This is a genomic window from Phytohabitans sp. LZ39, assembly GCF_059359075.1.
Map to the genome: position 1 here is coordinate 47,960 of NZ_JCADBM010000021.1, position 20,749 is coordinate 68,708.

At 70.5% G+C, this 20,749-nt stretch carries 23 protein-coding genes; 12 read left to right on the top strand and 11 right to left on the bottom strand.

The features are described 5' to 3' along the window. Nucleotides 1-35: 35 nt before the first annotated feature. Together AC5L36_RS33060 and AC5L36_RS33065 are read right to left on the bottom strand one after the other, a co-directional pair. Entirely contained in the window at nt 36-254 is a 219-nt protein-coding gene (locus AC5L36_RS33060; RefSeq protein WP_441223873.1) for a DUF397 domain-containing protein, read from the bottom strand. Continuing rightward, nucleotides 251-1,123: a helix-turn-helix domain-containing protein gene (locus tag AC5L36_RS33065; protein WP_441223874.1), complete on the bottom strand. Its 873-nt coding sequence runs from the start codon at nt 1,121-1,123 to the stop codon at nt 251-253. Before AC5L36_RS33065 ends, AC5L36_RS33060 begins: the two co-directional genes overlap by 4 nt. Before the next feature lie 570 nt (nt 1,124-1,693). On the opposite strand from AC5L36_RS33065, the gene AC5L36_RS33070 reads away from it, so the two are divergent. Further along, complete coding sequence (locus tag AC5L36_RS33070) at nt 1,694-2,704, top strand: ABC transporter substrate-binding protein (RefSeq protein WP_441223875.1); 1,011 nt, start codon at nt 1,694-1,696, stop codon at nt 2,702-2,704. After that, nucleotides 2,701-3,444 (top strand): methyltransferase domain-containing protein, encoded by a 744-nt coding sequence (locus AC5L36_RS33075; RefSeq protein ID WP_441223876.1) that lies wholly within the window; start codon nt 2,701-2,703, stop codon nt 3,442-3,444. The genes AC5L36_RS33070 and AC5L36_RS33075 overlap by 4 nt, the downstream gene beginning before the upstream one ends. A 3-nt stretch (nt 3,445-3,447) precedes the next feature. On the opposite strand, the gene AC5L36_RS33080 is transcribed toward AC5L36_RS33075, so the two are convergent. Continuing rightward, nucleotides 3,448-4,299, bottom strand: coding sequence for a nucleoside hydrolase (locus AC5L36_RS33080; RefSeq protein ID WP_441223877.1), 852 nt, complete (start codon nt 4,297-4,299; stop codon nt 3,448-3,450). A gap of 201 nt (nt 4,300-4,500) precedes the next feature. Here AC5L36_RS33080 and srmL point away from each other — a divergent pair, with 201 nt between their 5' ends. The 5 genes from srmL (at nt 4,501) to AC5L36_RS33105 (ending at nt 7,771) form a co-directional block, all read left to right on the top strand. After that, nucleotides 4,501-5,565, top strand: coding sequence for a PheS-related mystery ligase SrmL (gene srmL / locus AC5L36_RS33085; RefSeq protein WP_441223878.1), 1,065 nt, complete (start codon nt 4,501-4,503; stop codon nt 5,563-5,565). Between the two features lie 74 nt (nt 5,566-5,639). Further along, entirely contained in the window at nt 5,640-5,906 is a 267-nt protein-coding gene (locus AC5L36_RS33090; RefSeq protein WP_441223879.1) for a type II toxin-antitoxin system Phd/YefM family antitoxin, read from the top strand. After that, nucleotides 5,896-6,333 carry a type II toxin-antitoxin system VapC family toxin gene (locus AC5L36_RS33095; RefSeq protein WP_441223880.1) on the top strand — a complete coding sequence of 146 codons (438 nt, stop codon included), beginning with the start codon at nt 5,896-5,898 and terminating at the stop codon, nt 6,331-6,333. Before AC5L36_RS33090 ends, AC5L36_RS33095 begins: the two co-directional genes overlap by 11 nt. 71 nt (nt 6,334-6,404) lie before the next feature. Then, a complete protein-coding gene (locus AC5L36_RS33100; protein ID WP_441223881.1) occupies nt 6,405-7,175 on the top strand; it encodes an MBL fold metallo-hydrolase in 771 nt (256 codons plus the stop codon). Next, complete coding sequence (locus tag AC5L36_RS33105) at nt 7,172-7,771, top strand: DedA family protein (RefSeq protein WP_441223882.1); 600 nt, start codon at nt 7,172-7,174, stop codon at nt 7,769-7,771. The genes AC5L36_RS33100 and AC5L36_RS33105 overlap by 4 nt, the downstream gene beginning before the upstream one ends. Here the strand turns inward: AC5L36_RS33105 and AC5L36_RS33110 are convergent. Further along, nucleotides 7,746-9,932 carry an alkaline phosphatase family protein gene (locus AC5L36_RS33110; protein WP_441223883.1) on the bottom strand — a complete coding sequence of 729 codons (2,187 nt, stop codon included), beginning with the start codon at nt 9,930-9,932 and terminating at the stop codon, nt 7,746-7,748. The two genes, AC5L36_RS33105 and AC5L36_RS33110, sit on opposite strands and share 26 nt — an antisense overlap. 77 nt (nt 9,933-10,009) lie before the next feature. Continuing rightward, a complete protein-coding gene (locus AC5L36_RS33115; RefSeq protein ID WP_441223884.1) occupies nt 10,010-10,828 on the bottom strand; it encodes an AraC family transcriptional regulator in 819 nt (272 codons plus the stop codon). A 66-nt stretch (nt 10,829-10,894) separates the two neighbouring features. Between AC5L36_RS33115 and AC5L36_RS33120 the strand changes: the two genes are divergently transcribed. Genes AC5L36_RS33120 through AC5L36_RS33135 form a run of 4 tightly spaced genes read left to right on the top strand, consistent with a single transcriptional unit; the run spans nt 10,895 to nt 13,311 of the window. Beyond that, nucleotides 10,895-11,302 (top strand): DUF2000 family protein, encoded by a 408-nt coding sequence (locus AC5L36_RS33120; protein WP_441223885.1) that lies wholly within the window; start codon nt 10,895-10,897, stop codon nt 11,300-11,302. A gap of 23 nt (nt 11,303-11,325) precedes the next feature. After that, nucleotides 11,326-12,093, top strand: a complete 768-nt coding sequence (locus AC5L36_RS33125; RefSeq protein WP_441223886.1) for an exodeoxyribonuclease III — start codon at nt 11,326-11,328, stop codon at nt 12,091-12,093. Between the two features lie 10 nt (nt 12,094-12,103). Next, nucleotides 12,104-13,039: a hydroxymethylglutaryl-CoA lyase gene (locus tag AC5L36_RS33130; protein ID WP_441223887.1), complete on the top strand. Its 936-nt coding sequence runs from the start codon at nt 12,104-12,106 to the stop codon at nt 13,037-13,039. A gap of 56 nt (nt 13,040-13,095) precedes the next feature. Then, on the top strand, nt 13,096-13,311 hold the full coding sequence (locus tag AC5L36_RS33135) for a hypothetical protein (protein ID WP_441223888.1): 216 nt from the start codon (nt 13,096-13,098) through the stop codon (nt 13,309-13,311). On the opposite strand, the gene AC5L36_RS33140 is transcribed toward AC5L36_RS33135, so the two are convergent. The 3 genes from AC5L36_RS33140 to AC5L36_RS33150 form a co-directional block, all read right to left on the bottom strand. Next, a complete protein-coding gene (locus AC5L36_RS33140; RefSeq protein WP_494909497.1) occupies nt 13,308-16,046 on the bottom strand; it encodes an ATP-binding protein in 2,739 nt (912 codons plus the stop codon). The two genes, AC5L36_RS33135 and AC5L36_RS33140, sit on opposite strands and share 4 nt — an antisense overlap. 217 nt (nt 16,047-16,263) lie before the next feature. Next, nucleotides 16,264-16,515, bottom strand: coding sequence for a hypothetical protein (locus AC5L36_RS33145; RefSeq protein WP_441223890.1), 252 nt, complete (start codon nt 16,513-16,515; stop codon nt 16,264-16,266). A 107-nt stretch (nt 16,516-16,622) separates the two neighbouring features. Further along, a complete protein-coding gene (locus AC5L36_RS33150; protein ID WP_441223891.1) occupies nt 16,623-16,964 on the bottom strand; it encodes a winged helix-turn-helix transcriptional regulator in 342 nt (113 codons plus the stop codon). 63 nt (nt 16,965-17,027) lie between these two features. On the opposite strand from AC5L36_RS33150, the gene AC5L36_RS33155 reads away from it, so the two are divergent. Then, complete coding sequence (locus AC5L36_RS33155) at nt 17,028-17,489, top strand: group II truncated hemoglobin (protein WP_441223892.1); 462 nt, start codon at nt 17,028-17,030, stop codon at nt 17,487-17,489. Nucleotides 17,490-17,498: 9 nt separating this feature from the next. On the opposite strand, the gene AC5L36_RS33160 is transcribed toward AC5L36_RS33155, so the two are convergent. The 3 genes from AC5L36_RS33160 to AC5L36_RS33170 form a co-directional block, all read right to left on the bottom strand. Then, entirely contained in the window at nt 17,499-18,341 is an 843-nt protein-coding gene (locus tag AC5L36_RS33160; RefSeq protein WP_441223893.1) for a carbohydrate ABC transporter permease, read from the bottom strand. Further along, complete coding sequence (locus AC5L36_RS33165; protein WP_441223894.1) at nt 18,341-19,321, bottom strand: carbohydrate ABC transporter permease; 981 nt, start codon at nt 19,319-19,321, stop codon at nt 18,341-18,343. Before AC5L36_RS33165 ends, AC5L36_RS33160 begins: the two co-directional genes overlap by 1 nt. A gap of 122 nt (nt 19,322-19,443) precedes the next feature. Continuing rightward, complete coding sequence (locus tag AC5L36_RS33170) at nt 19,444-20,748, bottom strand: extracellular solute-binding protein (RefSeq protein ID WP_441223895.1); 1,305 nt, start codon at nt 20,746-20,748, stop codon at nt 19,444-19,446. Nucleotide 20,749 lies beyond the last annotated feature (1 nt).

The following is a 20,749-nucleotide window of genomic DNA, read 5'->3' on the forward strand; positions in this document are numbered from 1 at the left end:
GGCAGGCACGCCTGCCCCCTATCAGTGCGGGACCGTCAGGCGGTGAAGTCGAACTCGCCGTCCTTCACGCCGCCGACGAACGCCTCCCACTCTCCGCGGGTGTAGACGATCGTGGCGCCGTCGGGTGACTTGCTGTGCCGCACCGCGACACGACCGCTGCCGTCGGCAAGCGGACCGGCCTCGACGCAGTTGCCTCCGAGGCTGTCGCTCCTTGTGCTGACGTGCCAGGCGACGCCCGGCAGTGACTCGCTCATGACAACTCCTCTGCGAGTGTTGCGATGAGCGCCATCGACTCAGCAGCGCTGAGTGCGACCTCCCGCAAAGCATCGTACGCCTTGGAGTAGCGGTGGGCGCGGGAGGCCTCCATGAAAAGTCGCCCGCCGAGCTGCTCCACATAGGCCACCTCGGGGTATGGCCGCTGCATCTTGAAAAGCGTGAAGCTGCCATCGAGCCCGCCGTGCAACCCCATCCGGGTGGGGATCACCCGCACCTCCACGTGGGGACGCTCCACCACGCGGGCGAGGTGCTCCAATTGGGCGCGGAGGACCAAACGGCCACCGACCGGTCGGTGCAGCACCGACTCCTCTACGAGGGCGGCCAACCGCTTCGGCGGCTTTTCGTCGAGGATGAGCTGCCGCTCCATCCGCAGCCGCACCCAGCGGTCGATCTTTTGCTGGTTGGATTGCGCGCCCTCGGTGTACCGGATCACCGCCTCGGCGTAGTCACGCGTCTGCACCAACCCGGGAAACACCATCGTGGAATAGGTGCAGATCTCCTCGGACCGCGACTCCAGCCACGGATAGTCGACGAAGGTCTGGTCGTAGACGGTCCCCTCGAAGTCGTCATCCCAGCGGTTGACCCGCCAGGCGTCCTGGGCCAGCTGCACGAGCTGGGCGCGCTCGCGCTCGTCGTAGACGCCGTAGACGTCGAGCAGCGAGATCACGTGGTCGCGCCGGAAGGGCCACTCGGCCCGCTCGTAGCGCGCGAGCGTGGAGAACTCCACCCCGAGATACGCCGCGATGTACTTGAGTGTCAGGCCCCGCTCTTCGCGTAGCTCGCGCATCCGCTGGCCGAGCCACTGCGCGCGAATGGTCTGCACGAACTGCTCTCGTTTGGTTGGCATTCCACCCTCTCAAATGGACCTGCTGGTGGCCGGGTAGCGGAAAGGCTTGTGAAATAACCGATGCGGACGGAGTGCGAGCCCGCCCGGATCCGGACAGAGTTTTACCACGACGTGGTCAGCAGATGCCAGGGGTGGCATGGAAACTGTTGTTTTGCCATTTACCAATGTCCGCGACACGCGGCCGTTTGGGCAAACTGCTTGGTCTTGGCCACCCACCCGCTTGGGCGCCATCGCCTTTCCCCGTCGCAGTCCTTGTTCCAACAATTCGCCTTTGGCAGCGTCCCTCCCAACGAGCGCGGCAACATGACCGGGCTCCGAGCATGACCAGGAAAAGGCTCGGCGGAAAGGCCCTGTGAAATCTTGCAAACGACGGCCGGGATGCATTCCTTGATCGCGGTCGCGGGGTGCGTGTGCGAGGCGCACCCCGGCCCCTTTCCCCATTAAAGACTCCCCGACGGCGTGCCGACACCGATTCCGCGCCGTCGGGTGAGGCCGGCGGGCGTGCCCGTGTGCCTCCCGCAGACGCGCCACATGCGCGGGCACGCCCGCCCTTCCCATCCCGGAGGAAACGTGAACCTCGTCAAGCGCGCATCCGCCGCCGCGATCGCGGTCGTACTGGCGGCGGGTGCCTGCGACAGCGGCGGCGGCGAGCCGAGAGCCGCGGAGGCGGACAGGGTGACCTACCTGACCGCGGTCGGCGCGTTCGGCCGCGAGTCGTACGCGTGGGTGGCGAAGGAGAAAGGCTTCTTCGCCGAGGCCGGCATCGACGTGGAGATCCGGCCCGGGGCCGGCACGACGGAAAACCTCGGGCTGCTCGCATCGGGACGGGCCCAGTTCTCCGCCAACGACCTCTCCGCCGTGATGATCGTGCTCGGCAACGGCAAGTACCGCGCCGACGTCCGTGCCGTCGCGGTCATCCAGCAGCGCACGCTCAACTCCGTCACGCTGCTCGCCGCCACCGGCGTCAAGACGCCGCGCGACCTGTCCGGCCGGACGATCGGCGGCGTGCGGGGCGGCGCGCCGTGGCTGCTCTTTCCCGCGTACGCAAAGCTCGCCGGCCTGGACGCGAGCACGGTGAGATGGATCGGCGCCGAGGCGGCACAGATGCCGAAACTGCTCGCCACCGGAAAGGTCGACGGCGTCGGCCAGTTCGTGGTCGCGCGGCCGGCGGTGGAAAAGGCGGCGGGCGGCCGCCCGGCGGTCGTGCTGCCGTACTCGGACGTGCTCACCGACCTGTACGGCAACGCGCTCCTCGCCTCCACCAAAGTTATCCGGGAGGATCCGGATCTGGTGCGGCGCTTCGCCGGCGCGCTCCTGGAGGGCCTCGTGTACGCCATCGGCCACCCGGAGGAAAGCGGCCAGATCCTCCGCAAGTACGTGCCGACGGCCGACCCCGCCACCGCGGCGGCAGAGGTGGAGCTGATGGAGCCCTACGTGCGCGCCAACGGTACGGCCGGTGTCTTCGAGGGCGCCCGCGTCGCCCGCGCCGTCGCCATCCTGCGCGGCACCGGCATCATCGCCGGCGAGCTGCCGACGGCGGACGTCGTCGCGTTCGACTTCGTCACCCAGCAGATCCGATGAGGACAGTCAGCGTGGCGGACCTGGAGGTGCGCCGGGAGGTGTACCTCGCCGCCGCCCTCGACACGTTCAGCATCGCGCGGCTCGCGGCGCTGCCACACCTGACCGGCACGCGCTGCCTCGACCTCGGGCCGGGCGGCAGCGCCGTTCCCGTGTGGTTGCGCGACCGGGTCGGCGCGGCGGGTGAGGTGGTGACGGCGGTGGGCGACCCGCTCCCGCCGGCCGTCCTGGCACCCGGCCGGTACGGGCTGATCCGGGCCCGGCTGTTGCTCATGCGCGTACCCCACCCGGAAGGGCTGCTGCGGCGCCTGGCGGCCGCGCTGGGACCGGGCGGCACCCTCGTCGTCGAAGACTGGCACCTGTGGCCCGACAACGCGGTGCTCGCGGCACCGAGCCCGCGCGACGCCGGCCTCGTCGAGCGCTGTCAACGCCTGCTGAGCGAGGAGATCCTGCCCGGGCTCGGCGTCGACCCGACCTGGGCCATCCGCGCGCACTCCGCGGCCCGCGCCGCCGGTCTGACCACAGTGGACACCCAGATCCACGTGCCGGTCTGGTCGGCCGGTGATCCGGGTGCCCTGCTGATGGCCGTGGACCTCGTCCGCCACCAGCGACGGCTCCTGACGGCCGGCCTGACCCCGGCCGAGCTCGACCGCGTGCGCCAGCTCGTCACCGATCCCGGCTCCGGCCTCGTGCTCCGCGGCCACCCGCTCTACTCGACCTCCGGCCCGGCCCCGCCCTGGTAGCGGTCAGAACACTCCGAAGTAGTCGGTGAAGAAGCGGTCCGGCGCCACCGCCGTCGCGACCTCGTGCGGCCCGTCCGCGCGCGGACGCCACGCGGTGGCGCCACTCCCGTCGACGGTCACCTCGCCGCGGGTGAACTCGCATACCTCGTCGTCGAAGACCGTGACCGCGGCGAGCGGGTCGTGGAAGTAGATGCCGTCGCGCTCGGCGAACCACACCGCGGCGAAGTCGCGCACCGGGCGCAGCAGCGGGACCGTGCAGCGGGCGCTGAAGGCATCGGCCTCCAGGTAGACCTGGCGGGTCACGTCGAGCCCGACCGCGCGGACGCGGGGCACCGGCGCGGCGAACACCCGGGCGGCCGCCTCGGGGTCGCATCGGACGTTCCACTCGGGCTTGCCGTCGGTGGTGTAGCGACCGCCCATCAGCACGAGCGCCTTCAGCAGCCCGGCGGTGTCGGAGTGGCGGTCGAAGAGCAGGGCGGCGTTGGTGAGCGGGCCGATCGTCAGCAGCGTCACCTCGCCCGGATGGGCGCGGATCGTCGCGGCCAGGAAGTCGACCGCCTCCCCCCGCGGAAACTCGCTCTCGTGCGGCCAGCCGGCCACCCGGTCGGCCTGGTGGGCGAGCGCCTGCGGCGACGGGGCGCCGGCGAGCGTGGCCTCCTCGCCCGGCCGGATCGGCACGTCCACTCCCGCCACCCGGCAGAGCGCCGAGGCGAGCATCGCGCGCTTGGTGGCCTCGCCGGTGACCGTGGTGACGCCGAGCAGCTCGCAGCGCGGCTGGGCCAGCAGGTACGCGAGGCAGACCGCGTCGTCGATGTCCGAACCGATGTCGGTATCCAGCAGGATTTTTTCCGGCACGCCGACATTCAACCCGCTTGCCGGGCGATGCGCCCACACGGCACACTCGACGGGTGACGTACGCCGCGACGCGATTTCTCCGCCCCCGGGTGACCGGTGGGCGACCGCGGCTGCGCTGACGGAGACGGCGCGAGACGAGCCCCCTGGCCACGCCGGGGGGCTCTCGCCATTTTCGACCCGTCTCTCTTTCGAGGATCCGCCATGACGCCCGAAGAACTCCGCGCTGCCCTCGACCTGCGCGACCTCACCGACCCCGAAGCCGGCGAACACGCGATGCAGCACGTCGTATCCGCCATCGAGTACGCGCTGGCCCGTGCCTGGGCGATCCCGGTGCGCCGCGACCCCGGCCCGCGGATCGTGTCCGTGACCGACAACTACGACCGGCTGCGGTACTCGCCCGAAGCGGTCACCCGCGACCGCCGCTACAGCCGCTACCTGGACGGCGGCCGCATGCTCCGCTCGCACACCACCGCCCGGATCCCCGCGCTCCTGGACGCCAACGGCTTGCCGGACGTGCTGCTCAGCGTGCCCGGCGTCTGCTACCGGCGGGACGTGATCGACCGCCACCACGTCGGTGAGCCACACCAGCTCGACCTGTGGCGGATCCGCCGGTCCGGTCCCCCACTAACCGAGGCCGACCTCGTGCACATGATCGGCCTGGTCGTCACGGCCGTGCTGCCCGACCGTCCGTGGCACACCGTGCCGAACACCCACCCGTACACGCTCGCCGGCCGCGAGATATACGTCGGCGACGTGGAGGTCGGTGAGTGCGGGCTCGCCCACCCGGAGGTCACCGGCGGCCCGAGCGGCCTCGCGATGGGGCTCGGCCTGGACCGGCTCGTGATGCTCGCGAAGGGCGTCGACGACATCCGGCTGCTGCGCTCGACCGACCCGCGGGTGGCGGCGCAGATGCGCGATCTCTCGCCGTACCGCCCGGTCTCGGCCATGCCGGCCGCGCACCGCGATCTCTCCCTCGCGGTGGCGGACGACCTCGACGCCGAACTGCTCGGCGACCGCGTACGCGACCTGCTCGGCCCGGACGCCGCCGCGGTCGAGGAGGTCTCGGTGCGCTCCGAGACCGGCTACGCGGACCTGCCCGAGTCCGCGCGCACGCGGATGGGCCTGCGGCCGGGCCAGAAGAACGTGCTGCTCCGCGTGGTCCTGCGCGACCTCACCCGCACGCTCACCTCGACCGAGGCCAACGCCCTACGCGACCGCGTCTACGCCGGCCTCCACGAAGGCGAGGTGCACGAGTGGGCGACCTGACCGACGGCGGTCCCAGGCAGCTTCACGGTTGGCGGCGTAGCACCAAGTAGCACATCAGACTTAGAATGGGCTACATGGCCGAGCACGCCCGCGAAATCACCCAGCGCGAGCTGCGCAACGAGTCAGGCGAGATCATGCGAAGCGTCGAGCGCGGTGAGTCGTTCACGATCACCCGCAACGGCACGCCGATCGCGCGTCTGATCCCGCTGCGCCGCCGCACCTTCGTGCCGCGGGAGGAGGTCATAGCCGCGTTCGCCACGGCTCCCAGGATCGACGCCGATCGGTTCCGCGCCGACCTCGACGCTGGCGTCGACGACGACCTGGACAGCCGTGAGTGGTGAGCCGTCGAGTCGAGGACTGATCGACACCAACATCGTCATCCATCTCTCCCGCCTCGACGCCGCCGATCTGCCGGAGGAGCTGGTCATAAGCGCGGTCACGCTTGCCGAGCTGTCCGCCGGCCCGCACCATGCTGACGACCCGGTGGAGCGCGCACGCCGGATCAGCATCCTCCAGCACGTGGAGGCCACATTCGATCCACTACCGTTCGACGCGGACGCGGCGCGGGCGTTTGGGCGAGTTACCGCCGCGGTGCTCGCTGCCGGCCGCAAGCCGCGCAGGCGGCTCGCCGATCTGATGATCGCCTCGATCGGGATCGTCAACGGCCTGCCGATCTACACCACCAATCCCGACGACTTCGCGGGCTTGGACAGGCTCGCTGAGATCATCCCGGTACAGCGCCCCGCTCCGACCGAGCCTCGTCCTTGACCTGCCGAGCGACGTTCTCGCGGCTCGACGGTTGAGTGGGTGGGCGCCGGGCGGTCCCGTACCGTAGCGGCGTGACGTACAAGGTCCAGGTCACCTGGTGGGGGCACAGCACCGTCTGGGTCGAAGACTCCGGCGTGCGCATCGTGACCGACCCCGTCCTCGGTGACCGGATCGCGCACCTGAAGCGGATGCGCGGTGTCGCGCCACGGCTGGCCGGGCCGCCCGACGCGGTGCTCGTGTCTCACCTGCACGCCGACCACCTCGACGTGGCGTCGCTGCGGCGGCTCGGGCCGGAGGCGACGCTCGTCGTGCCGGCCGGTGCGGGCGCGTTCGTGCGGCAGCGGCTCGGGCCGGCGTTCCATCGGCGGTGCGCGGAGCTGGCCGTCGGCGACGACGTGGCGGTCGGCGGGGTGCGGATCAAGGCTGTCCCCGCCGCCCACGACGGCGCTCGCGGTCCGTGGTCACGGCACCGGGCGGCGGCCCTCGGCTACACGGTGCACGGCGCGGCCAACACCTGGTTCGCCGGCGACACCGGGCTTTTCGACGGGATGGCCGACCTCGGCCCGCTCGACCTGGCGCTGGTGCCGGTGGGCGGCTGGGGGCCGACGCTGGGGCGCGGGCACCTGGACGCCTACACGGCGGCCGAGGCGATGCGGCGGGCGGCGCCGCGGGAGGCGGTGCCCGTGCACTTCGGCACGTTCTGGCCGGTGGGGATGGCGCGGGTGCGGCCGGACCGGTTTCACAACCCGGGGCCGGACTTCGCGCGGATCACCGAGACCGTCGCGCCGGGCACCCGCGTGACCGTCCTTTCCCCGGGCGACTCCATGACGGTGATCCCGTGAGTGCGCTCCTCAGCACGCTGGTTTCGCTCATCGTGGTGGTGACCTTCGGCGCGGTGGTGCCGATCGTGCCGACCGGAGCCGCGGTGAGCGGCGCGGCGGCCTACGCGGCGCACCAGAACCCGCTGTACGTGCTGCTCGTGATCGTGGCCGGGGCCGGCGGCGCGTACATCGGCGACCTCGCGATGTACGCGATCTGCCGGTGGGGCGGCGAGCAGCTGGCCCGGCGCCTGCACTGGCTGCGCGACAAGGAGCGCCTGGAGCGGATGAGCAAAAAGCTCCAGGAACGGCAGATCTCCGTGCTGCTCGTCTCCCGCCTGCTGCCCGGCGGGCGGGTGCCGGTGCTGCTGGCGGCGGCGCTGATGGGCCTGGACTGGCGGCGGTTCGCGGTCACCAACCTGCCGGCCTGCCTGCTCTGGTCGACCGTGTACGCGGGGATCGGCATCTTCGGGTACGCGATCTTCCCGGAACCCTGGCAGAGCGTGGTGGCCGCGGTGCTGCTGGTGCTGCTGATCTCACAGACCGCCTCGATCATCAGCCGGCGGCGGGAGGCGGCGGCCGAAGCCCGCGAGGTCAGGCCCCGGCAGACGGAAGCCTGACCGGCTCGGCCTCCCGGAGATCCGGCGCGTCGAGGCGCAGCCCCAGCTTGTCGAGCCAGCTCAGCAGCGTGCGGTACACCCCGTCCGGCCCGACCACGGGATCGGTCTCCAGCGTCCACCCCGACGGGTAGACCAGAAACGCCTCGGTCTGCCAGCCGCCCAGCCCGCCGTGGCTGCCCACGAGCTCCTCGAACGCGGCGACCTCCTCGATGCCCGGCTCGACGACGCTGACCAGCACCAGGTCGCCGACGTGGTCCATTTGCTGGTGGCGGAGGAGGTCTTCGCGGGCGCGCGGGCCGTACTGCACCAGCGGGTCTTCGCCCTCGACGTGCCCGTCGCGCAGGCGGTGCCATCCGCGCTTGCCGTGTGCCACCGGTCCGTGCTCGGCCTCGTCGACCACCACGATGCCGACGCCGGGGTGGGCGACGAGCCCGGCGACCAGCTCCGGGTGCTCGGCCTCGATCTTGTCGCGGGTGAGCTTTTCCGGGTGGCGGGTGAGGTAGACCATGCCGAGGTTGCCGGAGGCGATGACCACGGTCTCCGGGTCGCGTTCGGCGATCGCCTTCGCCTCTTCGTCGGCCGGGCCGAGCGTGACCTCGCCGTCGTGGGTGTGCTTGCGGATCGCTTTCCGGGTCGCGGCGGCGGTCGGCCCCTGGCGGCTGACCGCCTCGGTCAGCAGTGCGTTTACCCGGCCCCACTCCTCGACGGTGCGGGTGGCGGCGCCCGGCCGGTGGCCGTTGGTGCCACCCCGCGCCAGCCGCGCCACCACCTCTTCCAGCGACTCGTCGAACCGCTGGCGGAACGTGGCACCCTGGCTCTGCCCGTGGTCGGAGAGGACGACCAGGTGGTATCGCCGGGCCGCCTCGCGGGAGAGCCGCTCCAGCATGCCCAGCACCAGGTCGAGCGACTCCAGCACGTCGAGCGCCTCCGGGCGGGCCGGGCCGGCGTGGTGGGCCACCTCGTCGTAGTCGACGAAGTCGCAGAAGATCACCGGCGCGCCGCGGGCCATCTGCTCGGCGATCAGCGTGACGTTGAGGTCGCGCAGCAGCGTGGTGGCCGGGCGCAGCGCGAGGAACGCGCCACCGCGGCTGACCCGCGGGCGTACGTCGCGGCGGCGTTGCACCCGCGCCTGGTGCAGCTCGCGGATCAGCTCGCCGATGCCGAGCACGACCGCGCGGGTGAAGCCGTACGGGCTGGTCATGAACGAGGCGTACCCCCGCGCGTTGCGCCCGGGCAGCGCGGCGTGGCTGACCGTGAGCAGGCAGGTGGCGGCGTCGCCGGAGAACACGTTGCTGATGCTCACCCCGCCGTCGCGGAGCAGGCCCTGGTCGCCGGCCAGCCGCCGCTCGACCTCGGCCGCGTCGCGGGGACGGCTGGTGACGACGAGGCGGCGGCTGTCCTTCTCGTACCACCGGAAAGCCGGCACCCGGCGGACGTCGCCGTAAAGGATGCCCGCCTGGGCGGCGGGCGTGGTGGCCGGCATGCCGGTGTGCCAGGTGGCCAGGCGATGGCTGCGGGTGCCCAGCCAGCGGCCGACGTTGGGCAGGTTGCCGGCGCGCACGGCCCACCGCAGCAGCGGCGCGGGCACGCCGTCGAGCTGGATCACCAGCAGGCCGTCCGGGCAGGCCACGGCGCCGGTGCCTTGCTTGACCTTCTCTTCGAGGCGGCGCACCCGGGCCATCAGGCGCACGGTCTCGCTCACGAACGTGTCGTCGGTGCCCGCGTCGGCGAACCAGTTGACGAGTGCCGACAGCGCGACCGCGACCCACGACGCGCCGAAGACCACCGGGAGGTTGGCGACGTGGGTGTCGGGCGCGAACCACAGCGCCACGTACAGCACGATGGCCTGCACCATCGCGCCCAGCACCAGCGCGCCGAAGCCGCCGAGCACGGTGGCGAGCGCGAGCAGGAGCGGCCGCAGCAGCGCGCCGACGGCGGCGACCACCACCACGAGGCCGAGCAGCGCGACGAGGTTGCTCGCGGTCACGCCGGGCAGCAGCCAGAACGTGCCGGCGAGCACGATGAACGAGGTCACCGCGTTGCGCAGGATGCTGCGTACCCGGCGGATGGTGGGCCGCCAGCCGCGCAGCGCGCGCAGGCCCACCCTGGCCCGCCCGGGGCGGGTCACGACCGCGTCGCGCTCCGGGTTCACAGTGGCCACCAGCAAACGATGGCACAGACCGTCACGCCCGGTTGAGGTATACCCTGCCTGTCTTGCTGCCGTCGTATCACTTTGTCCTAGTTTGCTGGGTGGGTGGCGTCGCGGTACGCGCCCGGTGTTACCCCGTAGCAGCGCGTGAACCACCTGTTGAGATGACTTTGGTCGGCGAACCCGGCCGCGGCGGCCGCCTCCGCGATCCCGCAGCCGGCGCCGATGAGCCGGCGGGCCTGCCGCAGCCGCGCCTGGCGCTGGTAGTCGCTCGGCGACAGCCCGTAGACGTCGCGAAACGCGCGGTAGACCGCGAACCGGCTGGTGCCGGCGGCGGCCGCGAGATCGGCGGCGGTCAGGTCCTCGGTGTACTCCTCGTCAAGCCGGTCGCGGACCCGCCGCGCGATGCCGGCGGCGCCGGTGAGGCGGCGTGCCGGCGCGGTCCGGGCGTGGCGGGTGATCGCCGCTACCGCGGCGGCCAGGCGCTCGTCGCGGGCCAGCGCGGTCGCCGGCCCGACCAGCGCCGCGTGGAGGCCGGCCACCGCACCGGCCAGCGTCGCGTCGGCCACCACCGGCTCGGCGAACAAGGGCAGCCCGACCTCGCGCTCGGCACGGTCCGCGAGCACGTCACCCACCAGGGCGGGGCCGATGTGGACCATCCGGTACGTGAACCCGAGCGCGTCGGCGGCGTGACCGTCATGCGGCTCGTCGGGGTTGAACGCCATCACCATGCCGGCGCTGGAGGTGTGCGCGGCGCCCCGGCAGGTGAAGGACTGCGCTCCGGTCTCGGTCACGCCGAAGGAGTAGGTGTCGTGGCTGTGCCGGTGGTAGACGTGCTGCTCGAAGTGGGCGTGCATCGCCTCCAGCGGCCGGTCGGCGGCCCGCCAGTATCGCGCCCAGTCCCCCACCCGCCAAGTATCCCCCGCGCACGAGCGTCCAAGACCGCCGCGGACCGCCGGGGTGATCATGGCGGCATGGCCACTACCAAGATCGCTATCGTCGTCCGCGACGACCTGGCCGCCTGGCAGCGGCTGAACGTGACCGCCTTCCTCGCCTCGGGCGTGGCCGGCGCCTTCCCGTCCTCGGTCGGCGAGCCGTACGAGGACGCCTCCGGCACCTCCTACCTGCCGATGTTCGGGCAGCCGGTGCTCGTGTACGCGGCCGACCTCGACGCGCTCACCGAGGCACGGGCCAAGGCGGTCGAGCGGGGTCTGGCGGTCGGCGTCTACACCGAGGAGCTCTTCACGACCGGCAACGACGAGGACAACCGGGCCGCGGTGCGCGCGGTGCCGGCGGAGAAGCTGCGGCTGGTGGGCCTGTCGGTGCACGGCCCGCGGAACGCGGTGGACAAGGTGTTGAAGGGACTGTCGCTGCACCCGTGACCGGGGGCGCTTAGGCTCGGTGGATGCGTCTCGCCACGTGGAACGTCAACTCGCTGAAGATGCGCCTGCCCCGGGTCCTCCCGTGGCTGGCCGACAAGCAGCCCGACGTGCTGCTGCTCCAGGAGACCAAGCTCGCGGACGCGGCCATCCCCACCGCCGAGCTCAAGGAGGCCGGCTACGAGGTCGCCACCCACGGCAGCGGCCAGTGGAACGGCGTGGCGATCCTGTCCAAGGTCGGCATCGAAGACGTCGTGCGCGGCTTCGACTCCGAGCCCGGCTTCCCCGACCCCGAGGCGCGGGCCATCTCGGCCACCTGCGGCGGGCTGCGCGTCTGGTCGGTGTACGTGCCGAACGGCCGCGAGCCCGACTCGCCGCACTACCAGTACAAGCTGGGCTGGCTCGCCGCCCTCCGCGACGCGCTCGCGGCCGACCTCGCCACCGGCCGGCCCGTGGTCGTGGCCGGCGACTTCAACGTGGCGCCCACCGACGCGGACGTGTGGGACCCGAAGGCGTTCGTCGGCTCGACCCACGTCACCGCACCGGAGCGGGACGCGCTCGCGCGGATCCTGGCCGCCGGCTTCACCGACGTGGTGCCGACGCCGATGAAGGGCCCGCACCCCTTCACCTACTGGGACTACCGGGCCGGCATGTTCCACCAGAACATGGGCATGCGGATCGACCTCGTGTACGCGAGCGCCGGCGTGACCGTCGAGTCGGCGTACATCGACCGCGAAGCGCGCAAGGGCAAAGCGCCGTCGGATCACGCGCCGGTGGTCGTCGAGTTGGCATAGGTTTGCAGACATGCTGAGCCCGCAGCGGGTGCCCATGCCGGGGCTGCCGATGTCCGTGACCATCTGGGAGGTCGGCCCGCGCGACGGCCTCCAGAACGAGTCGACGATCGTCCCGGTCGACGTCAAGCTCGAGTTCCTCGACCGGCTCGCCGCCACCGGACTCGGCGTGATCGAGGCGACGAGCTTCGTCCACCCGCGGTGGGTGCCGCAGCTCGCCGACGCCGAGGAGCTGCTCACCCGCCTGGCGCCCGCCCCCGGTGTGCGCTACCCGGTGCTCGTCCCCAACGAGCGTGGCCTCGACCGCGCGCTGGCGCTCGGCGTGCGCGAGGTCGCCATCTTCGGCAGCGCCACCGAGACGTTCGCCAAGCGCAACCTCAACCGCACCGTCGACGAGTCGCTCGCCATGTTCGAGCCGGTCGTGCGGCGCGCCCACACGGAGGGCCTGCGCGTGCGCGGCTACCTGTCGATGTGCTTCGGCGACCCGTGGGAGGGCGAGGTCCCGATCGCCCAGGTCGTCTCGGTCGCCCGCCGCCTCGTTGGCCTCGGCTGCGACCAGCTCTCGCTGGGCGACACGATCGGCGTCGGCACCCCTGGCCACGTGAGCGCGCTGATCCGCGCCCTGGCCGACGCCGGCGTCGGGCCGGACCGGCTGGCCGTGCACTTCCACGACACGTACGGACAGGCACTCGCCAACACGCTGGCCGCTCTACAAGCCGGTGTGACCACAGTGGACTCCTCGGCCGGCGGCCTGGGCGGCTGCCCCTACGCCAAGAGCGCCACCGGCAACCTCGCGACCGAAGACCTCGTCTGGCAGCTGCACGGCCTGGGCATCGAGACGGGCGTCGACCTGCCCGCGCTGGTCCGCACGAGCCTGTGGATGGCCCAGCGCCTGGGCCGCCAGAGCCCTTCCGCGGTGGTCCGTGCGCTAGCCGCGGACGTCGCCTGATACGCATTCACGCATTACTCTTCCGGCGCGCCGCGGTCGCGGGTACAACCCTGCGTATGTCCTATGTACGCACGTCGCTCGCGTTTTCACTGGCGCTGGCCGCCGGCGCCGCCCTGCTGGTGGCCACCGCGCTCCAGGTGCTGATGCTCCAGGCAGTCGCCATCGACCCGATGCTCCTCGCCCACCCGGTCATCGTCCTCGACACCTACGCTTTCCGCTCCTTCGACCCGATGCTCCTCGCCAACCCGGTCATCGTCCTCGACACGTATTAGCGGAGCAGCGCGGCGGTGCGGGCAAGATCCCACTCCGCCCCGAGAGCCGCGTATATTTCGCGCGCCTCGTCGAGGTGGGCGCGGGCGCCGGCAACGTCTCCCCCGTCGGCGAGCGCGGTTGCCGCGGCCTCGAGCGCTTGCGCCTGCGGTAGGGGCCGTCCAGCCGCCGCGTACCGCCGCGCGGCCGCGCTCAGCTGTACCGGATCGCGCGCGGCAAGACCGATGGAGTGCGGCGCGAGCGTGTGGAACGCCAATCCGGCGGATCTGCGCGCGAGGTTCTCGACATGATGGTGCATGGTCCGGATCGCCGCTTGGTCATCCAGAGTCACCGCCAGGCGAGCGACATCAACGAGCAGGTCCGCCACCACGGTCGCCTCCTCCGACTCGGCGAGGCCCTGCGTCAGGAGCCGCAGCGCCTCTGCCGGCTGGCCCGCCCGCTCGTGCGCCAAGCCCCTTGCGAGGAGAACGTGCACCACCACCCGGCCGCCGTAGGGGCGCCAGTCGTGGTCGGGCAGGTCGCGACCGTCGAAATCGCTGTCACGGTGGGCACGGATCATCGCCACCAGGCCTAGGACCATCGCCTCGCTTTCCACGTCCGGCTGACTGTCGAGAACCAGATCCGCCTCTACCAGAGCGTCATCCCACCTACCGATGTTGAACAGGATCTCGACAAGAAGGCACCTGGCGTACCCCAGCCGCAGGACGTTGCTTGTGAGGTCTGCCGACTCACGAACCCGCTCTGCAACGTCGAGCGCTTCAGACCACTGGTCCATGTTGCAGAGCGCGGCCGCCTTGTTGGTCTGGAGTGTCAGCCGCAAGTCCGCGAGTGTGGCGTCGCCCTCCGCGATTGCCAGCGCGCGCTCGCACAGGCGCAGCGACTCTGCCTCGTCTCCTCGCATTCCGCAGATGGCCGCCAAGGCGCTCAGTGCACGGGCTGTCGTCGGGAGATCCTCTGCGGCCGTGGCGGCGTCCAGCGCCTTGCCCGCCAGCTCCCCAGCAATCTCCACCTGGCCAATCCCACTCCGTATGCGGGCAGCGATGACCATCAGCTGAGCACGGTGCCGCACCTCGACAGCCGATCCGGCGAGCGCCCGATCGAGCGCCACGAACGCCGCCTCCGGGTGCCCAGCGACCACCTGCGTCTCGGCGAATGTCCACAATAGATCAACGAGGAGATCCGGATCCGCCGTTCGCGCTGCGGCTTCGCGAGCCACCCGCGCGGCACCCGCCATGTCACCGGTCCGCCGGAGCGCGTCGGCGAGACGGCAACACAGTAGGTCGTGGTGCGGCCTGCCACTTGGCCCCCGGGCGACCGCCCGGCGCAGCAGCGGGATCGCCGCGTGCGGGGCGCGCCCGATCAGCTCGTGCGCCGACCCAGCCAGCCATTCCGCGGTCCAGTGGTCCGCGGCGTCGGACTCGCCCGCGGGAAGCAACTGTCGTGCCACCCGCTCGGGCGGGGCGCCGGCGCCTGCCAACGCCTTCGCGGCGTCACCGTGCCAAGCCGCCCGCACCGCATGTGGCGTCTCCTCGTACAGCGCCGTGCGGAGAAGGGGGTGCCGGAACGCCAGGTGCGGACCGTCTTCCCGCAACACACCTGCGTCGATGGCCTCATCGAGCATCGGTAGCAACTGGTTGATGCCCCGACCGAGCACCGTCATCAGGTCGGTCACGGAGAACTCGGCCCCCAGCAACGCGGTGGTACGCAAGACCTCCCGTGCTGGCTTGGACAGGAACTCCAGCCTATCGGCGATCGCGGCCGCCAGGGAGCGTGGCGCCCAATCCCCCGTGACCTCCATGTACCCGTCCACTGTGCTCAACGCGTCGCCGCGGGCGAGCGCGGCCATCAGCTCGGTGAGGTACAGCGGGTTTCCGGCGGCGGTCCGAGCCAGCGTGGTCAGGCGAGGGCCGGGACGAAGACCGGCCGTCCCGGCGACAAACTCCACCACCTCAGGATCTGACAGGCCATCCAGCCTGATTCGGCCGGAGGGCGGCAGCGCGTTGCGCAGGATACCGAGGTCGCGCCGGCGTGGAATCCGGCGTGCGGCCATGACCAGCAGGAGAGGCAGGCGTCGCGCCATGCGCACAAGCCGCCGCAACGCGACCATCGTCGTGGCGTCCGCCCATTGGACATCGTCGACCACCAGAGTCACCGGTGTCGAGGCGCACAACTCGTCGATGATGGCCAACATGCGCTCCGTCGCGGCCGCCACGAGGTCCATCCGGTCCGCCGGTGCGGGGTCGGACTGGAAGACGGTCGCGGCCGGCGGGCTGATACGTTCCTCGACCGGCACCGACCCGTCGACGGTGTCGAGGAGAGGCAGCAATGGAAAAGCCTGGCTCAGCTCGTCGCACGACGCCCAGAGGGTGCGGCACCCGAGCGTCTCGGCGTACGTCGACATGGCTCGCATGAGGAACGACTTGCCGATGCCCGGATCGCCTTCGATCAGCATCGCCCCGCCGCGTCCTCCGGCGACCTCGACTATCCGACCACGCAGCAGGTCGGTCTCCGGCACCCTGCCCACGAGGGGGGCCGTGGCAGCAACTGGCCGGTCGCATGCGGTGGGCGTCTGCTCTTCGGCGTCTCGAGCCTTAATCCACAAAGAGCGGAAACGCTCGACGTCGCCATCCAGTGCCGCCACGACATGCTGCAACGGTTCCCATCGGGGCACACGTTGGCTGCGGAGCACCGCATTGATCGTCGTGTGGCTGAGCACGCCACGACCGATCCGGCGCATCACGTCGCGCGAGCTCGGCTCTCCCGCCCGGCGGTGCAACTGGCGGATCGCGCTTACCAAAGATAAGACTGGCTCCCCGCTGTCAAGCGGAAGAGACTGCGACACAAGTTGATCCAAATCATCGGGGTCCGTGGCGTCGCAAGAACGCGACTGCGGCAATACGCTAGCCACGAAAAAGAGATCTTGAAACAGCCTTACCGTGCCATTCTTGAATGATTCACTCGTCCGTTTGATGATCCACCTCCCAGGTGACGGACTCAGCACCACAACAACACTGTCCGTAGCGACCGGATCCCCGCCGGGTAGGCAGCGCTCGGATCGACATCTCCCCGAGCAGCAGCAACACCATCCGGAGCGAGCGGTTACGACGGTCGGCGTTCGAGGACCACACATATGTCGCAGCCAGGGCGGCGACAAAGATCGCGCAAATCAATGCGAGCGACATAACGATCAAGGTGACAACCGTCAACGAGTTCTCCTGAGGGCTTGCGATCGGTGACGCTTCAGGATTACCCGTTCCGGACACGGCGCGTCGTCTACACAACAAGCCCTTACAAAGGCTGACAGTCCGAACGGTCAGGCCGGCGGATCGACAATTCTCGAGCCGGTGCGCTTGGCGCGCTCGGCGCCCCAGTCGTACATGGCCTGGAGCACCGGGGCCAGGCTGTGGCCCTCGTCAGTCAGGCGGTACTCGACCCAGGGCGGGCTCGACTCGCGCTCGTGGCGGCTCACCAGGCCGTCTGCCTCCAGCTCGCGCAGGCGTTGCACCAGCATCTTCTCGCTCACGTCGGGCATCCGGCGGCGTAGCTCGCCGTAGCGGTGGACGCCCTCCTTCAGGTGGGCCAGGATGACGGGGCGCCACTTGCCGCCGACCACGTCCATGGTCAGTTCGACCGGGCAGTGGTATCTGGTGGCCATCGCGGCCTCCTTACCGGATGGTGCGTACTTGATCACCGTAGCGGGGCGTGTTGGGGTGTACCCATGGGGGAAACACCGACACTGTACGAATGGGCCGGCGGCACCGAGGCGCTGACGCGGCTCACCGAGGCGTTCTACCGGCGCGTCGTCGAAGACGACCTGCTCCGGCCGCTCTTCGCCCACATGGACAAGGATCACCCGCGCTACGTGGCGCTCTGGCTCGGTGAGGTGTTCGGCGGGCCGGCCGCGTACACGGCCGAGCGGGGTGGCTACCCGCACATGCTGAGCCAGCACCTCGGCAAGGCGATCACCGAGCCGCAGCGGCGGCGCTGGGTCAGCCTGCTGATGGACGCGGCCGACGAGGTGGGGCTGCCGGACGACCCGGAGTTCCGGGCGGCGTTCGCGGGCTACGTCGAGTGGGGCACCCGGCTGGCGGTGCAGAACAGCCAGCCGGGCGCCCGTCCGCCCCAGCGGGCCCCGGTGCCGAAGTGGGGCTGGGGCGTCGCTCCCCCGTACCGGGGATAGCGGTCCTTCTCAGCCTTTGACCGCACCGGCGGTGAGGCCGACGGTGATGTTGCGCTGGACCAGCAGGAAGAACACGACGACCGGCAGCGACGTGATGAGGGCGCCCGCCATGAGCGGGCCCCAGGCGGTGCCGCGCTGGGTCTGGTTCTGGAGTAGCCAGGCCATCAGGTTCTGCGTCTCCGGGTTGTTGAGCGTGTTGATGATGATGAACTCGTTCCACGCCTGGATGAACCCGTAGATCGACGTCGCCACCAGGCCGGGCCCGGTCAGCGGCAGGATGATGCGGTAGAAGGTCTGCCACCGGCTGCACCCGTCGACGAGCGCGGCCTCGTCGAGCTCGCGCGGCACCGCGGCGATGAAGCCGCGCAGCATCCACACCGTGTACGGCAGGATCAGCACCAGGTAGGTCACGGTGACGCCGATCAGGCTGTTGGTGAGGTTGGCCCGGTTGAGCATCAGGTAGAGCGGGATCAGCAGCGAGAGAAACGGCACGAGCTGCACGCCGAGGATCACCATGATGAGCGCCCGCCGGCCGTAGAAGCGGAACCGGGCGATCGCCAGCGCCGCGAGAAAGCCGACCACGATCGCGCCGACTACCGCCGTGGACGTGATGATGAGGCCGTTGCGGAGGTCGACCAGGAAGAACGGCGCCTTGATGGCCGACTTGAAGTTGTCCAATGTGGGGTGTTGCGGGAGGAAGGAGGGCGTGAACGAGAGCACCTCGGACGCCGGCTTGAACGCGGTGTTCAGCACCCAGTAGACGGGAAACGCCATCACGACGATGAAGAGCACGCCGACGGTGTTCGCCGCCACCGTGCCGGCGCGGGTGCGCTGGGAGCGTGGAGTGGACATCAGTCGACGTCTCCGATCTGGAACATCTGCCGTACGTAGAACGCCATCACGCCCAGCATCAGCAGCACGGTGATGACCGAGATGGCGGAGCCGAGGCTGTACTCGTTGCGCCCGAACGCCTGCGTGAACGCGTACGTGGCGAGGGTCTGGTACTCCTGCTCGGGCTTGGCGTCGCGCAACGCCCAGACCTGGGTGAAGAGGCCGAAGTTCCAGATCACCGAGAGCGTGGTGACGATGACCAGCAGCGGCCGCAGGATGGGCAGGATGATGGTGCGCAGCGTCTGCCACGAGGTCGCACCGTCGACCAGCGCCGCCTCGCGCATGTCCTGCGGCACCTGGGTGAGCCCGGCGTGGAGGGTGATCGCGAGAAACGGGATGCCGGCCCAGACGACAAGGGTCGTGATGACGATCCAGCCCTGTTTCGGGTCGGCGAACCAGCTGTGGTTGGCGAAGTCGACGCCCGGTATCTGGTCGATCATGTAGTTGAGCACGCCGAAGTCGGCGTCGACCATCCACTTGAAGATCTGCGCGGATACCAGCTGCGGGATGGCCCAGACGAACATCATGACGATCACCATGGCGATCCGTATGCCGTTGCTGACCCGCTGCATCAGCAGTGCGACCGCCAGCCCGAGCACGACCGAGACGGCCACCGAGACCACCGTGAAGATGGCGGTACGGAGGACGACGCTCCAGAAGACGCCGTCGGTGAGGATCTGCGTGTAGTTGTCGAAGCCGACCCACGGCGGGGTGGTACCGGAGAAGAGGTGCCGCAGCGTCATGTCCTGAAAGGACAGCACGAGCATGCGACCCATCGGGTACGCCAGCAGCCCGGCCAGGACGACCAGCGTGGGCAGGGCGAGGAAGAGGGGTGTCCACTGGGGACGCCGCCGACGGCGTGCCCGGCGTCGGTCGGGTGTGGACGGCGCGGTGGGCGCCGGCACAGGTGGCGCGGTCGCCGGGCTGTCGACGGCGTGCATCGCTCTCCTTTCTGAGCTACCGGGCCACATCCGCGCCACCGTCGTCGGCGACCACCGCGGCGGCGGATGCGGCCTTGCAGGGAGGCCGCGCCGCCCGCCGGAGCGGGCGGCGCGGCACCGGGTCAGCCGTTGAGCGTCTTCTCGATCTCGCCGTCGGCCCACGTGGTCGCGTCGGCCACCGACTTCTTGCCGGTGACGATGTCGCGCAGCATCTGCTGGAGTACGGCCGCCTTCTCGACGTCCGCCCACTTCTCGGCCATCGGCACGAACCAGCTGCTCTTCGCGGCCAGCGCGGTCGCCTCGTTGCCCTTCACGGTGGCGGCCTTGTCGAGCAGGTTGGTCGCGTTCGGCAGCACCGCCTTGGCCAGCAGCGCCTCCTGCGCCTTGGTGTCGGTGAAGTACTTGATCCACTCAGCGGCGAGCGCCTGGTTCTGGCTCTTGGCGGTGACGCCGATGTCGGAGCCGCCGAGGAAGGACGGGATGCCCGGCATCGGCGCCGCGGCGACCTTGCCCTTCACCTTGGTGGCGACCAGCGCGGAGTTCGGGTCGTTCGGGTCCTTGCGCTGCTCCTGCGCGGCGCCGACCTCCCAGCCGTTGCCGTAGAACATCGCCGACTCGCCCTGCGAGAAGATCGCGGCCTGGTCGTTCTCGTCCTTCGTCACGTCGCCGCCCGAGTAGTTCTTCACCAGGTCGGCCCACTTCTGGAGGCCGGCCTGCGCCTGCGGGTCGGAGAGCGTGCCGTTCCACTTGTCGCCGTCCTTCTTGGCGATCTGCCCACCTTCGGCGTACACCCAGGACATCGCGGCGTACCAGTACGCGCCAGGCATGTAGAAGGTGGCGAACTTCTTGTTGCTGCCGTTCTTGGCCTTCAGCGCGTCGGCGGCGGCGGTCAGCTCGGCGTAGCTGGTCGGCGGCTTGATGCCGGCGGCGTCGAAGAGGTCGGTGCGGTAGATGAGCACCCGGGCACCGGCGTAGTACGGCACGCAGTACGTCTTGCCATCCAGCTCGCACGGGCCGGAGAGACCCTGGAGCCAGTTGGCCGAGTTTTCGAAGCGCGTCTTGTCGATGGCGGCGAAGGCCCCGCTGAAGACGTACTTGGGCATCTCGGTGTTGCCGAGCTCGACCACGTCGGGTACGTCGTTGCCGGCGAGGGTTGCGTCCAGCTTGGTGAGGTGGTTGGCCCACTGCTGGTACTCGACGGTCACGTTGGCGCCGGTCGCGGCGGTGAACCGGGCGTTCGCGTCCTCCACGACCTCCTTCCAGCTGGACTGCGCGTCCACCATGAGCCACACCTTGATGGTCTTGCCCTTGCCGTCCAGGGCCTGCGCCGAGGTGTCGTTGGCCCCGCTGTCGTCGGAGCCGCCGCACGCGGCCGCGCCCAGCAGCGTCGCGGCGAGTGCCGCGGCGATAGCGATCCTGTGTCTCACG

What these genes read in the sequence shown, in the direction of transcription:
- AC5L36_RS33060 (WP_441223873.1), bottom strand. Translation starts at nt 254, where the DNA reads ATGAGCGAGTCACTGCCGGGCGTCGCCTGGCACGTCAGCACAAGGAGC.
- AC5L36_RS33065 (WP_441223874.1), bottom strand. Translation starts at nt 1,123, where the DNA reads ATGCCAACCAAACGAGAGCAGTTCGTGCAGACCATTCGCGCGCAGTGG.
- AC5L36_RS33075 (WP_441223876.1), top strand. Translation starts at nt 2,701, where the DNA reads ATGAGGACAGTCAGCGTGGCGGACCTGGAGGTGCGCCGGGAGGTGTAC.
- srmL (WP_441223878.1), top strand. Translation starts at nt 4,501, where the DNA reads ATGACGCCCGAAGAACTCCGCGCTGCCCTCGACCTGCGCGACCTCACC.
- AC5L36_RS33090 (WP_441223879.1), top strand. Translation starts at nt 5,640, where the DNA reads ATGGCCGAGCACGCCCGCGAAATCACCCAGCGCGAGCTGCGCAACGAG.
- AC5L36_RS33120 (WP_441223885.1), top strand. Translation starts at nt 10,895, where the DNA reads ATGGCCACTACCAAGATCGCTATCGTCGTCCGCGACGACCTGGCCGCC.
- AC5L36_RS33125 (WP_441223886.1), top strand. Translation starts at nt 11,326, where the DNA reads ATGCGTCTCGCCACGTGGAACGTCAACTCGCTGAAGATGCGCCTGCCC.
- AC5L36_RS33130 (WP_441223887.1), top strand. Translation starts at nt 12,104, where the DNA reads ATGCTGAGCCCGCAGCGGGTGCCCATGCCGGGGCTGCCGATGTCCGTG.
- AC5L36_RS33135 (WP_441223888.1), top strand. Translation starts at nt 13,096, where the DNA reads ATGTCCTATGTACGCACGTCGCTCGCGTTTTCACTGGCGCTGGCCGCC.
- AC5L36_RS33140 (WP_494909497.1), bottom strand. Translation starts at nt 16,046, where the DNA reads ATGCGCCGGATCGGTCGTGGCGTGCTCAGCCACACGACGATCAATGCG.
- AC5L36_RS33150 (WP_441223891.1), bottom strand. Translation starts at nt 16,964, where the DNA reads ATGGCCACCAGATACCACTGCCCGGTCGAACTGACCATGGACGTGGTC.
- AC5L36_RS33155 (WP_441223892.1), top strand. Translation starts at nt 17,028, where the DNA reads ATGGGGGAAACACCGACACTGTACGAATGGGCCGGCGGCACCGAGGCG.
- AC5L36_RS33160 (WP_441223893.1), bottom strand. Translation starts at nt 18,341, where the DNA reads ATGTCCACTCCACGCTCCCAGCGCACCCGCGCCGGCACGGTGGCGGCG.
- AC5L36_RS33165 (WP_441223894.1), bottom strand. Translation starts at nt 19,321, where the DNA reads ATGCACGCCGTCGACAGCCCGGCGACCGCGCCACCTGTGCCGGCGCCC.